Source organism: Streptococcus mitis, from assembly GCF_023110375.1.
Lineage (GTDB): Bacteria > Bacillota > Bacilli > Lactobacillales > Streptococcaceae > Streptococcus > Streptococcus mitis_CI.
Genome location: NZ_JALDVV010000004.1, coordinates 93,208 through 108,103 on the forward strand (window position 1 = coordinate 93,208; position 14,896 = coordinate 108,103).

General features: G+C 41.1%; 13 protein-coding genes. 11 read left to right on the top strand and 2 right to left on the bottom strand.

Translation table 11 applies throughout. The features are described from left to right. Positions 1–9: 9 nt before the first annotated feature. The gene (locus tag M1G12_RS04605; protein WP_247949474.1) at positions 10–1,464 is read right to left on the bottom strand and encodes an alpha-amylase; all 1,455 of its coding nucleotides are present in this window, start codon (positions 1,462–1,464) and stop codon (positions 10–12) included. A 177-nt stretch (positions 1,465–1,641) separates the two neighbouring features. On the opposite strand from M1G12_RS04605, the gene M1G12_RS04610 reads away from it, so the two are divergent. After that, the gene (locus M1G12_RS04610; protein WP_084954381.1) at positions 1,642–2,391 is read left to right on the top strand and encodes an ABC transporter ATP-binding protein; all 750 of its coding nucleotides are present in this window, start codon (positions 1,642–1,644) and stop codon (positions 2,389–2,391) included. Continuing rightward, a complete protein-coding gene (locus M1G12_RS04615) occupies positions 2,372–4,006 on the top strand; it encodes a hypothetical protein (protein WP_247949475.1) in 1,635 nt (544 codons plus the stop codon). The genes M1G12_RS04610 and M1G12_RS04615 overlap by 20 nt, the downstream gene beginning before the upstream one ends. A 67-nt stretch (positions 4,007–4,073) precedes the next feature. Here M1G12_RS04615 and M1G12_RS04620 read toward each other — a convergent pair whose 3' ends face one another. After that, positions 4,074–6,191 (bottom strand): LTA synthase family protein, encoded by a 2,118-nt coding sequence (locus M1G12_RS04620; RefSeq protein WP_247949490.1) that lies wholly within the window; start codon positions 6,189–6,191, stop codon positions 4,074–4,076. Positions 6,192–6,340: 149 nt separating this feature from the next. Between M1G12_RS04620 and M1G12_RS04625 the strand changes: the two genes are divergently transcribed. From M1G12_RS04625 to M1G12_RS04665, 9 genes are all read left to right on the top strand, one after another. Further along, a complete protein-coding gene (locus tag M1G12_RS04625) occupies positions 6,341–7,504 on the top strand; it encodes a class I SAM-dependent rRNA methyltransferase (protein ID WP_247949476.1) in 1,164 nt (387 codons plus the stop codon). Continuing rightward, entirely contained in the window at positions 7,501–8,178 is a 678-nt protein-coding gene (gene aroD, locus M1G12_RS04630; RefSeq protein WP_049516075.1) for a type I 3-dehydroquinate dehydratase, read from the top strand. The genes M1G12_RS04625 and aroD overlap by 4 nt, the downstream gene beginning before the upstream one ends. Beyond that, complete coding sequence (locus M1G12_RS04635) at positions 8,168–9,022, top strand: shikimate dehydrogenase (protein WP_247949477.1); 855 nt, start codon at positions 8,168–8,170, stop codon at positions 9,020–9,022. Before aroD ends, M1G12_RS04635 begins: the two co-directional genes overlap by 11 nt. Positions 9,023–9,040: 18 nt before the next feature. Beyond that, the gene (gene aroB / locus M1G12_RS04640; protein WP_247949478.1) at positions 9,041–10,108 is read left to right on the top strand and encodes a 3-dehydroquinate synthase; all 1,068 of its coding nucleotides are present in this window, start codon (positions 9,041–9,043) and stop codon (positions 10,106–10,108) included. A gap of 9 nt (positions 10,109–10,117) precedes the next feature. Then, positions 10,118–11,284 (top strand): chorismate synthase, encoded by a 1,167-nt coding sequence (gene aroC, locus M1G12_RS04645; RefSeq protein ID WP_247949479.1) that lies wholly within the window; start codon positions 10,118–10,120, stop codon positions 11,282–11,284. Between the two features lie 9 nt (positions 11,285–11,293). Beyond that, the gene (locus M1G12_RS04650) at positions 11,294–12,397 is read left to right on the top strand and encodes a prephenate dehydrogenase (RefSeq protein ID WP_084947508.1); all 1,104 of its coding nucleotides are present in this window, start codon (positions 11,294–11,296) and stop codon (positions 12,395–12,397) included. Between the two features lie 10 nt (positions 12,398–12,407). After that, complete coding sequence (locus M1G12_RS04655) at positions 12,408–12,746, top strand: YlbF/YmcA family competence regulator (protein ID WP_064276487.1); 339 nt, start codon at positions 12,408–12,410, stop codon at positions 12,744–12,746. Positions 12,747–13,091: 345 nt separating this feature from the next. Continuing rightward, positions 13,092–13,661 carry a LemA family protein gene (locus M1G12_RS04660; protein WP_247942115.1) on the top strand — a complete coding sequence of 190 codons (570 nt, stop codon included), beginning with the start codon at positions 13,092–13,094 and terminating at the stop codon, positions 13,659–13,661. An 18-nt stretch (positions 13,662–13,679) separates the two neighbouring features. Continuing rightward, positions 13,680–14,822 carry a TPM domain-containing protein gene (locus M1G12_RS04665; protein WP_023946362.1) on the top strand — a complete coding sequence of 381 codons (1,143 nt, stop codon included), beginning with the start codon at positions 13,680–13,682 and terminating at the stop codon, positions 14,820–14,822. The last annotated feature ends 74 nt before the right edge of the window (positions 14,823–14,896 follow it).

The window sequence follows — 14,896 nt, forward strand, 5'->3', positions numbered from 1 at the left end:
TATGAACTATTAAATAGTATTAGCTGCCCAGACACTTACCGAAGCAGCTGATACTGGGAATTGTCCATAACCTTCCTCATCAATTGTAATTTGACCTTGGTGGTTTTCAAGTAAATCTACAAATGTTTGGTTAGCCCATTCTTGGCCGACAAACATTGATTTGCTGTTTTCTTGGTCATTTGAAATCAAGACTGCGATTGGGGATTGATTTTCAGCACCTGAGCGTACCCAACCAATACAGTTAGGATCATCAAAGTAGTCATTTTGTTCTCCATATGCCAAATCTTTTCGGATGGCTAGGAGGCAATCAAGGACTTCTTTGAAATCTTGTTGAGCATACTGCCCTGAAATCCCATAGTAGTCTCCGTAAAAGACACATGGAAGGCCGTCTTGGCGTAATAGAATGAGGGCATAGGCTGCTGGTTTGAACCATTCTTCAACAGTAGACTCAAGAGCCTGACCACGTTGGGTATCGTGGTTGTCGACAAAGGATACAGCCTTGTAAGGTTTGAGTTCAACCAAGCTATCTGTGAAAATACCACGAAGGTCATAGTTTGCGCCAGCTTGACTGGCTTCAAAGAGATTCTGGTGGAGACGAACATCAACAAGGTCGAATCGTTCTTCCGTTTTTTCAAGATAGTCCAGATTGGCTTCCTTATCAGGATTCCAAAATTCACCAAAAACATAGAAATCATCACCGTATTTTTCCTTCATATCACGGATGAAATTGCGCATGAAGAAAGAGTCGATGTGCTTAACGGCATCCAAGCGGAAACCAGCTACACCAGTCGTTTCCATGAACCAGTCAGCCCAGTCATAGATATTTTGGATGACTTCAGGATGTTTAAAGTCTAGGTCGGCATACATGAGGTAGTCGTAGTTACCATTTTCGTTATCGACCAATTCCTCATTTGCCCAACCCTTGTTGTCCCCTTGGATGAGATAAATCCCAGACTTTCGGCGTTTGGCATCATAGTCTGTACCGGTGAAGTGGTACCAGTGCCAGTGGAAGTCATTGTAGGTATCTTGGCGACCATCGAAGGTAAAGCTAGTCCAGCCATTGATGGTGAAGGGTTCTCCAAGTTCAACTGTACGGTCTACAGGATCCACTTCAATAACCTGAAAGGCTTCCATGTGATCAGCAGCAGCCTTGTGATTGAGCACCACATCGGCCATAGGTTGAATTCCCTGCGCTTTTAGGGCTTGAATAGCTTGAAGATAGTCTTCTTTAAAACCATATTTGGTGCGGACAGTACCTTTTTGATTAAACTCCCCTAAGTCGAATAAGTCATAGACCCCATAACCTACATCTTTTTCATTGGTAGCCTTGAAGGCTGGTGGCATCCAGACATGGCTGATACCGAGATCAGCTAGGTGTGGAGCATCTTCAGCGAGACGCGTCCAGTGCTGACCGTCGTGGGGCAGATACCATTCAAAGTATTGCATGAGTGTTTGATTTTGCATGATGTTTCCTCTTACTTGTCAATCTTGTTCTTTATTCTATCATAAAGTATCGGTTAGCTCAAACGTTTGCGTAAAACTGAATAATAAGTTTTTGACTATTTTATATAAAATGTTGATTTTTAAAATGAAAGCGCTATAATTATAGTAAATTACATAGATAAAGAGAGGAGATTTCTCATGATTGAATTTCAAAATGTTAGTAAGTTGTATGGTGATAAAGAGGCTTTGAGCAATCTCAATCTGCAGATTGAAAATGGAGAGATTATGGGCTTGATTGGCCATAATGGTGCTGGAAAATCGACCACTATAAAGTCCTTAGTCAGTATCATTTCACCAAGCAGTGGTCGTATTTTAGTAGACGGTCAGGAGTTATCGGAAAATCGTTTAGCTATTAAACGAAAGATTGGCTACGTAGCAGACTCGCCTGACTTATTTTTACGCTTAACGGCCAATGAATTTTGGGAATTGATTGCTTCATCCTATGATCTGACTAGTTCTGACTTGGAGGCTAGTCTAGCTAGGCTATTGAGTGTTTTTGATTTTGCTGAAAATCGTTATCAGGTTATTGAAACCCTTTCTCACGGAATGCGTCAAAAAGTCTTTGTCATTGGGGCACTCTTGTCTGATCCTGATATTTGGGTTTTGGACGAACCCTTGACTGGTTTGGATCCCCAGGCTGCCTTTGATTTGAAGCAAATGATGAAGGAGCATGCACAAAAAGGCAAGACGGTCTTGTTTTCAACCCATGTCCTAGAGGTGGCAGAGCAAGTCTGTGATCGGATTGCCATTTTGAAAAAAGGGCATTTGATTTATTGTGGTAGCATAGAGGACTTGAGAAAAGACCACCCAGACCAGTCTTTGGAAAGTATCTACCTTAGCCTTGCTGGTAGAAAAGAGGAGGTTCCAGATGCGTCTCAAGGTCATTAAAAAATTAGTTGATATCAATATCCTCTATTCATCTAAGGAAGCTAATCTGGCTAACCTACGAAAGAAGCAGGCTAAGAATCCTGAAAAAAAAGTAAATGTTTCCGCTAGAGTCCTAAGTTCTTACATTTTTTCTAGTCTCTTGATGCTTTTCATGTTTATAAATATAGCCTTTCGTTTTCCTTTTGAGGAAATGCCAAGTTTTTTTAGTAGCATGGTTGCTATTTTACTGGTGCTTGCCTTTTCAACTTCTTTCACAGCATTTTACAATGTCTTTTATGAGAGTAAGGACTTGGCATCTTATAGGCCCTATGCTTTTAAAGAATCAGAGATTATAATTGCTAAAGGACTGTCTGTCCTCTTGCCAGCTCTAGCTGGAATTGTACCAATCCTAGCTTATTTTCTAGCCCTCTACATTAGGCTAGCTCCTTCTCTTTGGCTGGGTTTTCCTTTGATGCTACTGTCCTTGACCTTATTATTTGTCTCTGTGACTCTAGTGATGGTAGTGGCAGTACATTTCTTGGCTCAGACTACGGTCTTCAGAAAGTATCAGTCTATTTTTTCGAATGTGATGATTGGGATAGGAGTTCTCATACCTTTAATATTTGTCTTCTTTCTACAGTCGACTTCTGGAGTTATAGTTGACAGAGTTAGAGACATTCCATTTCTCCTTTATCCTCTTCATATCTTTTACAAAATAGCAGTGGAGCCTTTTTCGACAGAAGCCATACTGGGTCTGCTCGCTTGGATAGCTTTAACTGTTTTCTTGCTTTACCTGACCAAAAAGAAGGTTTTTCCTCATTTTTATGACGTGATTCTGCTTAACAGTGAGGAGAAGGTCAAGAAAGAACGTCGCAATAAGGAGAGAATTTCAACTACTAAAAAGGGCTTTTTCCGTATGGTTTTACGCTACCACCTCACCCTCTTGGGACAGGGAACTGGCGTGATTACAGTGCTTTTTACAAGTGCTTTTCTTCCTTATCTCATGATGATCGGTCTGATTTCCAAAATTCGAGATTCTCAGATAGTTCCAGACATTCATCCTCCATACTGGTTACCCTTGTTTTTTATAGGATTGTTTATAGCAGTTGTCAATAACAATATCACCAGCCTGCCTTCAATTGCCTTGTCTTTAGAGAGGGAAAATGTTGATTTTCTGAAGAGTTTACCCTTTGACTTTGCTCGTTATGTGAAAGTGAAATTTTGGATTATCTTTGCTGTCCAGTCCTTTTTACCAATTCTGACTTTACTTGGTCTTTCTCTATATTTAGGTTTGCCCATCCTTTCGATGATTTACCTTCTTGTGGCATGGTTCCTTGCCAGTGTCATCCTTTCTTGCCACCATTACTTTAAGGACGTTAAAAATCTGTCAACCAATTGGAGTAACATTACGGACCTGGTGAATCGTTCAAATCGTATAGTAGCAATGGTTTTATTGTTTATTTATATTGCAATCCTAATGGCCCTTGTAATAGGGAGCTTATTCTTGGTTCAGTCTCTCTCTACTATCCTTGCCATTAGCTTGGGAGTAGGAGTTCTTATCCTTCTGCTTGCTCTTGCTATTTTTGTCTATCATTACTACCTGTCACGCATATTGGCAGAAATAGAAAAAAGATGAGATAGTTGGTCGCTTGATTGATAAATTTTATAAAAAGAAATGCTCCTCCAAGACGGAAGAGCATTTTTTATTGTGATTTTGATTCAGTTTCTGCAGACTCGGGGTGGAGTTCTTGGTAACTTGGAGCTTTGAAAAGGTCAGTACTGGTTTTACCTTGTCGTTGGCTAAAGAGGCTAGTTGACTGACTTCCCTTTTCCTGCTCAATCTTTTGCAGAATTGGTAAAGAATTGAGGTAAGAAATACTTTCTGTATCAACTTTTCCAAGATGATCTGCTTGGTAGAAACGTATCAAATCACCAGTTTGAATCTGGTCGCTGATTTTTAGCTGTTGACTAGCTGCTTGACGAACAATTTCTAGTTCAGTCTGAGCTTGTTCATCAAGATTGCTGATTTCAAGACCGCTCTCAGTGTAGTAGGTTCGTCCGTCATAACTGGTGTATTTTGGTGTGACGAAGGAATTGGCAGTTCGAAAGGCAATGATTTCTTGATGATCTGGAGACAGAAGGTCTTGGCCGACTTGAAGGAAGGAATTGGACTCAATACCAAGGAGGTGTTCGAGAGTCGGTAAGATATCGATTTGTCCACCGAAGGTATTGATGATTTGTCCCTTTTCATAGCCAGGCATGACCACCATAAAAGGCACTCGTTGCAACATGGCATTGTCGTAATTCGACCAGTTCTCAGAAGTCTTGCCAATCAAGGGAGCCAGGTCAGGATTGCGGGAATTGGAAATGCCATAATGGTCTCCGTAGATGACGATGATGGATTTTTCATAGAGGCCACTTTCTTTGAGATAGTCAAAGAAGGCCTTGATAGCACTATCCAGATAGTTAGCTGTTTGGAAGTAGCCATTGATTGTTTCATCTTTGGTTTTAGCCAGTGGGAAACCAAGCTCATCGCCTGTTAGATTGCTAGCATAGGGATAGTGATTGGATACCGTGATATACTTAGCATAAAAAGGCTGCTGCAAGTGCTCCAGATACTGAATAGAATCTTTCATCATGATTTTATCATTTAAACCATATTGGAAAGAATTGCTACTGTCTTGCTTAGTAAAATAGGAAGCATCAAAGAAGTATTGGTAGCCCCATTGTTTGTAGGTCGTATTTCGGTTCCAGAAGGTCCCGATATTGCCGTGAAAGACGGCACTCGATTGATAGCCGTTTTTTGATAGGATAAAAGGCGCAGCTTGCTGGGTATTGGTACCTCCATAGTTAACCATAAAGGAACCTTGGTCAAGTCCAAACAAACCGGTTTCTAGCATGGTTTCTGCATCTGAGGTTTTACCAGCCTTGACTTGGTTAAAGATATTAGAAAAGGCTAGGGTTGCTTGCGAATGGTAGAGGGAATTAAGGAAGGGAGTGACTTCATGATCAGTTCCATCTATGTTGAGTTTATAGTCAAGCAGGAATTGCTGGAAACTCTCTAAGTGGAGATAAATCACATTTTTCCCTTTGGCCAAGCCAAAATAGTCTGGATTGGGCTTAGCCGAATGTTCTTGGATATAATCTGTAATAGGTTGAAGGTCAGTCTCAGAGGCCTTAGCCCGTTCCTTGTTTGCACTGTAGGATTGGTTGGCACTATAGCCTAAAAAGGCTGGCAAACTAAGGGCACGGACAACATAATAATTGGAAAATCCTCGCGACAGGAGATCGGGACGCTCAATTTCAGCCAAGAAAAGGTTAGCTGAAAAGAGCAGGGCCGAGAGAGCAGTGATGGCAACACTGGAGCGGAATTTGAAGGGTCTTCTATCCAGCTGGATGAATTTTTTATAGAGAAGGAAAGCCAGCAGTGGGAAATCCATAAAATAGATGAAATCCCAAAAGCGCAGTAACTCTAGTTCCGCAGTACCAACAGACACCTTGCTGACCACCTTCATGGTATTGGCCGTGATAAAGTCACTAAATTCTCGATAGTAAAAAATATTAGAATAAAGCCAAATGAACAAAAGGCTATAAATAGCTATACTCAGGCCATAAAAGATCTTGGTTGACCGAGCATAGAGGGCTAGAGCCAGCAGGAGGAGTCCCAAAGGAAGGGGGTTGAAAAAGGCGATAAAGGCAAGATAATTTCCTTGCAGCTTGCCCAATTGAATATCTAAATTAAAGTCAACGGCATAGGCTAATAAGGTTTTGAGCCAATAGAGGATTAAAAGGGTTAGGACAAAACCCAGTCTGGTACCCATGGCTTTTTGGATTTTGTTAAAATTGATTCTCACACAATTACTTCCTAAGTTTTTATTAGTATTAGTATACCATTTTTTAAAACTAGAGTAAAAAAGCAAGGGTAGTTTCTTTTTTGAGAATTGTCACAAAATTTGCTATAATAGGGACTATGAATAGAATAAGAGTCAACAAACAGGTTGAAAAAAAGCTTTCCAAGGGGTTTGTTTTACTAGAAGCCAGCGATCTTGCAGATGTTCATCTCAAGGATCAGGAAGTAGAAGTTCATAGTCAAGATGGAAACTTTCTTGGTACTGCCTACCTTTCTCAGCAAAACAAGGGCTTGGGCTGGTTTGTGAGCACAGATAAGGTGACCTTCAATCAAGCTTTCTTTGAAGCACTGTTTAGACAAGCTAAAGAAAAGAGAAGTGCCTACTATCAAGACGAATTGACAACTGCCTTTCGTCTCTTCAACCAAGAGGGAGATGGCTTTGGCGGTCTGACAGTGGACCTTTATGGCGACTATGCTGTTTTTTCTTGGTATAACTCTTATGTTTATCAGATTCGTCAGACCATCTCAGAAGCCTTTAGACAGGTTTTTCCTGAGGTTTTAGGGACCTATGAGAAGATCCGTTTTAAGGGTTTGGACTATGAATCTGCCCATGTTTATGGCCAAGAAGCACCTGACTTTTTCACTGTTCTGGAAAATGGTGTTCTGTATCAAGTCTTTATGAATGATGGCTTGATGACAGGGATTTTCCTAGATCAGCACGAGGTTCGTGGTAGTCTAGTGGATGGGTTGGCTATGGGTAAATCCTTGCTCAATATGTTTTCCTACACAGCAGCCTTTTCAGTAGCTGCAGCCATGGGGGGAGCTAGCCAGACAACTTCGGTTGACCTAGCCAAACGTTCACGAGAATTGTCTCAAGCGCATTTTCAGGTAAATGGGCTCAGCACAGACAACCATCGTTTTATAGTCATGGATGTCTTTGAGTATTTCAAGTATGCTAAGCGAAAAGGCTTGACCTATGATGTGATTGTCCTAGATCCGCCTAGCTTTGCTCGGAACAAAAAACAAACGTTCTCTGTGGCCAAGGATTATCACAAGTTGATTTCCCAGAGTCTTGAGATTTTAAATCCGGGAGGGATTATCATTGCCAGTACCAATGCTGCCAATGTATCCCGCCAGAAATTTACAGAACAAATTGATAAAGGCTTTGCAGGAAGAAGTTACCAGATTTTAAACAAATACGGTCTTCCAGCAGATTTTGCCTATAATAAAAAAGATGAAAGTAGTAATTACCTCAAGGTGATTAGTATGAAGGTTAGTAAATGAAATTAATTGTTTCAGTAATGCCAAGAAGTTTAGAGGAGGTCCAGGCTCTGGACGCCACGAGGTACCTAGATGCCGACATCATTGAATGGCGTGCCGACTATCTGCCTAAGGAAGCGATTTTGCAGGTGGCTCCAGCGATTTTTGAAAAATTTGCAGGCCGTGAGTTGGTTTTCACTTTGCGAACTCGTGCTGAAGGGGGAGAAATTGACCTTTCTCCGGAAGAATATATCCATCTAATAAAGGAAGTGGCGCAACTCTATCAACCAGACTATATTGATTTTGAGTACTATAGTTACAAGGATGTCTTTGAGGAAATGCTGGACTTCCCAAATCTCGTTTTGAGTTACCACAATTTCCAAGAAACACCTGAAAATATGATGGAAATCTTATCAGAGTTGACGAGTCTAAATCCAAAACTTGTTAAGGTTGCGGTGATGGCTCATACGGAGCAGGATGTGCTAGACTTGATGAACTATACACGAGGCTTTAAAACCCTCAATCCTGAACAGGAATATGTGACCATTTCTATGGGCAAGGTGGGCAAGGTCTCTCGTATCACTGCGGATGTGACAGGTTCTAGCTGGTCCTTTGCTAGTCTAGATGAGGCAAGTGCCCCAGGTCAGATTTCCCTAGCTAACATGAAAAAAATCAGGGAGATTTTGGATGAAGCTTGATGGCTATACACGTTTAGCTGCAGTTGTTGCCAACCCTATTAAGCATTCTATTTCCCCCTTTATTCACAATAGTGCCTTTGAGGCGACAGCTACCAATGGTGCTTATGTGGCTTGGGAGATTGAAGCGGCTGACTTGGAAGTCACAGTGGCTAATATTCGTCGCTACCAGATGTTTGGCATCAACCTGTCCATGCCCTATAAGGAGCAAGTAATTCCTTATTTGGATGAGCTGAGTAACGAAGCGCGCTTGATCGGTGCGGTCAATACGGTTATCAATGAGAATGGCATTTTAATTGGATATAATACAGATGGCAAGGGATTTTTTAAGAGCTTGCCTTCTTTTACAATTTCAGGTAAGAAGATGACCCTGCTGGGTGCAGGTGGTGCGGCCAAGTCTATCTTGGCACAAGCTATTTTGGACGGAGTCAGTCAGATTTCTGTCTTTGTTCGTTCAGTTTCTATGAAAAAAACAAGACCTTACCTGAACAAGTTACAGGAGCAGACAGGCTTTAAAGTGGACTTGTATGCTTTAGAAGATGTTTCTGAACTGCAAGCAAGGATTGCTGAGTCGGATTTACTTGTCAATGCGACAAGTGTAGGGATGGATGGTCAATCATCTCCAGTTCCTGAAAGCATTGTCCTATCAGAAACTCTTTTAGTAGCAGATATCATTTACCAACCCTTTGAAACACCATTTTTGAAATGGGCCAGAAGTCAGGGAAATCAAGCAGTCAATGGTCTGGGAATGTTGCTCTATCAAGCTGCAGAAGCTTTTCAACTGTGGACAGGAAAGGAAATGCCGACAGAAGAGATTTGGCAGTCCTTAACAGAAAAATACCAATAAAGAAAAGGAGATTCTCCTATGAAAATCAGAATCGATATTCCTCATCATCCTTATGATATTCAGATTGAAAAAGGCTGTCTGGCTCAGGCTGGTCAATGGTTGCGAGAACTATGGCAACCACAAAAAGTGGTCATTGTAACAGACAACCATGTAGCTTCTCTTTATGCAGAGAAGGTCAAGCTCAGCCTAGAAGATGCTGGTTTTCAGGTAGCGGTTTTTGACTTTTTAGAAGGGGAAGAAAGAAAGAATTTAACTACTGTCCAGAAAGTCTATGAATTTTTAGTCAAGCAAGGTCTGACTCGTAGCGATGGAATCGTAGCTCTTGGTGGTGGTGTCGTTGGGGACCTGGCTGGTTTCGTAGCCTCTACCTATATGCGGGGTATTCATTTTGTTCAGATACCGACTAGCTTGACAGCCCAGGTTGATTCTTCTATCGGCGGAAAGACAGGTGTTAATACTCCATTTGCTAAAAATATGGTGGGGACCTTTGCCCAACCAGATGGGGTTTTGATTGACCCACTTGTTCTTGAAACGCTTGGAAAAAGAGAGTTGATTGAAGGGATGGGTGAGGTTATCAAGTATGGCTTGATTGAGGCTCCAGAACTGTGGGCTCTTTTGACGGAGCTGGATGGTTCTGTTGAGAGCATTCTGGAACATGCAGAGACTTTAATTGAACATTCTTGTCAGGTTAAGCGCAAGATGGTAGTTGAGGATGAGTTGGACAATGGTGTACGCCTTTACCTCAACTTTGGCCACACTATTGGTCATGCCATTGAAGCAACGGCTGGTTATGGCAAGGTCATGCATGGAGAAGCTGTGGCCATGGGCATGGTGCAGATTTCCAAGGTGGCTGAGGAAAAAGGCCTCATGCCAGCTGGCATTACCCAGTCCATCACAGAAATGTGTCAGAAGTTTGGCTTGCCTGTTGATTATGAAAACTGGAATGTTGACAAGCTTTATCAGGCTTTGACTCATGATAAGAAAGCACGTGGCAATACCTTGAAATTGGTCTTGGTACCAGAGCTCGGTTCAGCGACCATTCACCCAGTTTCTCTGGAAGAGATGAAAGACTACTTGGTAAAATAAGGAGAGTGTATGAGATATTTAACTGCAGGAGAATCACACGGTCCCCGTCTGACGGCTATCATTGAAGGAATTCCAGCTGGACTTCCTTTGACAGCTGAGGACATCAATGAGGATTTGAAACGTCGTCAGGGTGGATACGGCCGCGGTGGTCGTATGAAGATTGAGAGCGACCAAGTTATCTTTACTTCGGGTGTTCGCCATGGGAAGACTACTGGGGCTCCCATTACCATGGATGTCGTCAATAAGGACCATCAGAAATGGCTGGATATCATGTCTGCGGAGGACATTGAAGACCGCTTTAAAAGCAAACGAAAAATCACCCATCCTCGTCCCGGTCACGCCGACTTGGTTGGGGGAATCAAGTACCGTTTTGACGATTTGAGAAATTCTTTGGAGCGTTCATCTGCCCGTGAAACCACCATGCGGGTGGCAGTTGGGGCAGTAGCCAAACGCCTCTTGGCTGAGCTGGGTATGGAGATTGCCAACCATGTCGTGGTCTTTGGTGGTAAGGAAATCGATGTTCCTGAAAATCTAACAGTCGCTGAGATTAAGGAACGAGCTGCCCAGTCAGAAGTTTCTATTGTCAACCAAGAAAGGGAACAGGAAATCAAGGATTATATTGATCAAATTAAACGTGACGGTGATACCATCGGTGGAGTTGTCGAGACAGTCGTCGGAGGTGTTCCAGTCGGTCTTGGTTCCTATGTCCAATGGGACAGAAAATTGGATGCAAGATTGGCTCAAGCAGTTGTTTCTATCAATGCCTTTAAAGGGGTGGAATTTGGTCTTGGCTTTGAAGCTGGTTATCGTAAAGGCAGCCAAGTTATGGACGAAATTCTCTGGTCTAAAGAAGACGGTTATACCCGCCGTACCAACAATCTAGGGGGCTTTGAAGGCGGTATGACTAATGGGCAACCCATTGTTGTTCGTGGAGTTATGAAACCTATTCCTACTCTTTATAAGCCTCTTATGAGTGTGGATATCGAAACCCACGAACCTTATAAGGCAACCGTGGAGAGAAGTGATCCGACCGCTCTTCCAGCAGCCGGTGTGGTCATGGAAGCCGTTGTGGCAACGGTTCTGGCGCAAGAAATCCTTGAAAAATTCTCATCAGATAATCTCGAGGAACTAAAAGAAGCGGTAGCCCAACACCGAGACTATACAAAGAACTATTAAGGAGTTCCTATGGCAAAAATAGTCTATATCGCAGGTCTTGGTTTGATCGGTGCCTCGATGGCACTTGGTATCAAACGCGATCATCCAGATTATGAAATTTTAGGTTATAATCGCAGTCAAGCTTCGAGAGATATCGCCTTGAAAGAAGGCATGATTGACCGTGCAACGGATGATTTTGCTAGTTTTGCTCCTTTGGCAGATATCATTATTCTCAGTTTGCCAATCAAACAAACCATTGCTTTCATTAAGGAATTGGCCAACTTGGACTTGAAAGAAGGCGTGATTATCTCAGATGCTGGTTCGACCAAGTCAGCCATTGTGGATGCGGCGGAGCAATATTTGGCTGGCAAACCTGTTCGCTTTGTCGGGGCCCATCCCATGGCTGGTAGTCACAAGACAGGGGCTGCTTCTGCGGATGTCAATCTCTTTGAAAATGCCTATTATATCTTTACACCTTCGAGTCTGACAGGTCAGGACACGCTTGAGGAAATGAAGGATCTGCTTTCAGGTCTTCATGCTCGTTTTATCGAGATTGATGCCAAGGAGCATGATCGTGTCACTTCTCAGATTAGCCATTTTCCTCATATTCTGGCTTCTAGTCTCATGGAACAGACCGCGGTCTATGCTCAAGAACATGAGATGGCAAGGCGTTTTGCGGCCGGTGGTTTTCGAGATATGACCCGAATTGCGGAAAGCGAGCCAGGTATGTGGACCTCCATTCTCTTGTCCAATCGTGAGACTATTCTAGACCGTATTGAGGATTTCAAGGAACGTTTAGATGAGGTTGGACAAGCTATCAGTAAGGGAGATGAAGAGCGAATCTGGAATTTTTTCAATCAAGCGCGTGAGCAACGTCAGGCTATGGAAATCCATAAGCGTGGTGGTGTGGATAGCTCTTATGACCTCTATGTTGACGTTCCCGATGAAGAAAACGTCATCTTGAGGATTTTGGAACTACTACGTGGAACTTCCTTGGTTAATATTCACATCAATGAGGAAAACCGTGAAGATATTCACGGGATCCTACAAATTTCATTTAAAAACGCTCAAGACTTGGAACGAGCTGAGCACCTCATAACAGAAAAAACAGACTATACAGTCGTCATCAAATAAGGAGAAAATCATGTCAAATATTTACGATAGTGCAAATGAACTCAGTCGCGGTCTACGCGAATTACCAGAATACAAGGCTGTTAAAGCAGCTAAAGATGCGATTGCAGCAGATGCTGAGGCAAGCAAAATCTTTACAGAATATGTTACTTTCCAAGAGGAAATTCAAAGACTAGCGCAGACAGGTCAAATGCCAGACGCTTCCTTCCAAGCGAAGATGGAAGGCTTTGGTAAGCAGATTCAAGGAAATAGCCTCTTGTCAGAATTCTTTACTAAGCAACAACAATTGGCAATTTACCTTTCTGACATTGAAAAAATTGTTTTCGAACCAGTTTCAGAATTGCTAAAATAAGAACATTATTTTGTTCATTACTTATAGGTATTTTCTTAATCGTATGATTATTATTGGTAACTACTGTATAAGCTAGAGCTATTAGAATGGTCTGTTTAATAATAATTGTGGGGATGAATGTCTTTACTAATAAACAAAATACAAAACAAATTAAATAGGCTATTGAAAATCATAACTATAATACAAAATGAATTTGAAAGTTTATAACTGTTATTTTCTACTTCAATTGATAAGTTAGAAATTGTTGATGAGATAATAAATATAGAAACAATTATGAAAGAGAATGAAATTTTTATTATCGATAAATAGTAGATAAATGATGAACAATAGAAAATAGGAAAAAATATGTCAAAAAAATTAATTGCTCTAATCGGAGTTCCTGTAGGAATTATCTTCATCAGTATTATAGTGTTGACAGGTTCGCACAATAGTCTTGTCAGCAAAGATGAATCTGTGAAACAAGCTAACTCGAAGATTGAAGTGGCACTTCAACGTAGAGCTGACTTAATTCCAAATGTTGTAAATTCTGTAAAAGGATATATGAAGCACGAAGAAGACATCTTTACAAAGATTGCGGATGCTCGTTCTAAGATTGGCTCAGGAAATACAGAAACAAAAAATGAAGGGGAGAGCGAATTAACTTCTGCCATTTCTCGATTGCTAGTTGTTCAAGAAAATTATCCGGAGTTAAAAGCTGATACACAAGTGTCTTCTCTAATTTCAGAGCTTGAGGGAACTGAAAATCGTTTGTTTGTCGCTCGTAAAGATTATAACGATACTGCAACAGAATATAATAAGACCATTAGACGTTTTCCTACTAGTGTGATAGCTAGTTTGTTTGGTTTCCAAAGAGCTGAGTTAATTGAAGCAGAGAAAGATGCAAAGGTTGTCCCTAAAGTCAATTTAACTGATTAGTCTTGTGGGGTATCTTCTATGAAAAAGTTACTTATACTCTTAATTACCCCTTTATTCTTTTTTATGCCTATTGTTGCGGCTAATATAGCTGTTCCAGATCGTCCTTTAAATGGTATTTACGATCCTAACGGTTATTTAACCACTAGTGTTGCAGAAACGTTAGAGAGTATGAATGCTGGAAGTGAAACCCAAGTGGGTATTTATATTGTAGATACTCTGGACGGCTCCAGTATTGAAGAGGTAGCCAATGAGGTTGCACGCAAATGGAAAGTTGGGAAACAAGATTCCAACAGTGGAATTTTAATTGCTATTGCTATAAAGGATAGGAAGTTCCGTATTGAAACATCCAACGAAGCAGCAATTTGGCTTACTGACTCTAAGGCCAGTTCCTTACTAAATGATTCTAAACCGTACATGAAAGAAGGGAAATATACTGATGCCCTTAACAAAATTCTAGTAGGCATTTCTAAAGCGGAGTCTAGAAAAGCTGAAATCATAAACAAGAAGGAAAATAATCGACTTCCAAAAAGCTATGAAAAATCATTAAAAAATAATGAAGGCTTTAGTAAGTACTTCGATTACATTCCGTTTCCGATATTGTTCTATCTGTTGTTCTTTCTTTTACTAAGTTTAGCAACGTGGATCAAGTACTTAAAAAGATGCCGCTTTTCTAAGTATGAGTACGAGGGAAAAGGTAAGCTGTATCCAGATTTTCCTGACTTTGTACCTAATGATACGTGGACTGAAGAACGTAAATCTGACTATAAAAAAAATAAGCGTTTAATTAGGTCTCAATATCAGTACGAAGGATATAACAAACTCTATCCAGACTCAAAAGGTTTTCTCCCTAATGACACTTGGACTACATTACTTATAGAAGCATACTACGCAGAAGTTGAAAGAAAGCACCTAGATAGGCTTAATCGCTCTCAATACTCTTATAATGGGAAGGGGAAACTCTATCCAAACGATAAAGATTTTGTGAGGAATGCTTCTTGGACTTCCGAGCTCACAAAAAGCTACTATGCTTTACAAAGAGTACAGTCAAGTTCTTATGGTGGATCAGATTCATATGATTCTGGTAGTTCTAGTTCATCTTGGTCTTCAGATGATTGGGGTGGCGGTGGATTTGATGGTGGTGGTTCTTCAGATAGTTGGTAAATTGAAAATGAAAAGAATTGCTAAAATAAGAAAATAACTATCATAAAGTCAGAAATTTTTAAGGAATTTCTGGC

Excerpts from the sequence above, each read along its gene's own strand:
- M1G12_RS04605 (WP_247949474.1), bottom strand. The coding sequence starts at position 1,464 with ATGCAAAATCAAACACTCATGCAATACTTTGAATGGTATCTGCCCCAC.
- M1G12_RS04610 (WP_084954381.1), top strand. The coding sequence starts at position 1,642 with ATGATTGAATTTCAAAATGTTAGTAAGTTGTATGGTGATAAAGAGGCT.
- M1G12_RS04615 (WP_247949475.1), top strand. The coding sequence starts at position 2,372 with ATGCGTCTCAAGGTCATTAAAAAATTAGTTGATATCAATATCCTCTAT.
- M1G12_RS04620 (WP_247949490.1), bottom strand. The coding sequence starts at position 6,191 with ATGGGTACCAGACTGGGTTTTGTCCTAACCCTTTTAATCCTCTATTGG.
- M1G12_RS04625 (WP_247949476.1), top strand. The coding sequence starts at position 6,341 with ATGAATAGAATAAGAGTCAACAAACAGGTTGAAAAAAAGCTTTCCAAG.
- aroD (WP_049516075.1), top strand. The coding sequence starts at position 7,501 with ATGAAATTAATTGTTTCAGTAATGCCAAGAAGTTTAGAGGAGGTCCAG.
- M1G12_RS04635 (WP_247949477.1), top strand. The coding sequence starts at position 8,168 with ATGAAGCTTGATGGCTATACACGTTTAGCTGCAGTTGTTGCCAACCCT.
- aroB (WP_247949478.1), top strand. The coding sequence starts at position 9,041 with ATGAAAATCAGAATCGATATTCCTCATCATCCTTATGATATTCAGATT.
- aroC (WP_247949479.1), top strand. The coding sequence starts at position 10,118 with ATGAGATATTTAACTGCAGGAGAATCACACGGTCCCCGTCTGACGGCT.
- M1G12_RS04650 (WP_084947508.1), top strand. The coding sequence starts at position 11,294 with ATGGCAAAAATAGTCTATATCGCAGGTCTTGGTTTGATCGGTGCCTCG.
- M1G12_RS04655 (WP_064276487.1), top strand. The coding sequence starts at position 12,408 with ATGTCAAATATTTACGATAGTGCAAATGAACTCAGTCGCGGTCTACGC.
- M1G12_RS04660 (WP_247942115.1), top strand. The coding sequence starts at position 13,092 with ATGTCAAAAAAATTAATTGCTCTAATCGGAGTTCCTGTAGGAATTATC.
- M1G12_RS04665 (WP_023946362.1), top strand. The coding sequence starts at position 13,680 with ATGAAAAAGTTACTTATACTCTTAATTACCCCTTTATTCTTTTTTATG.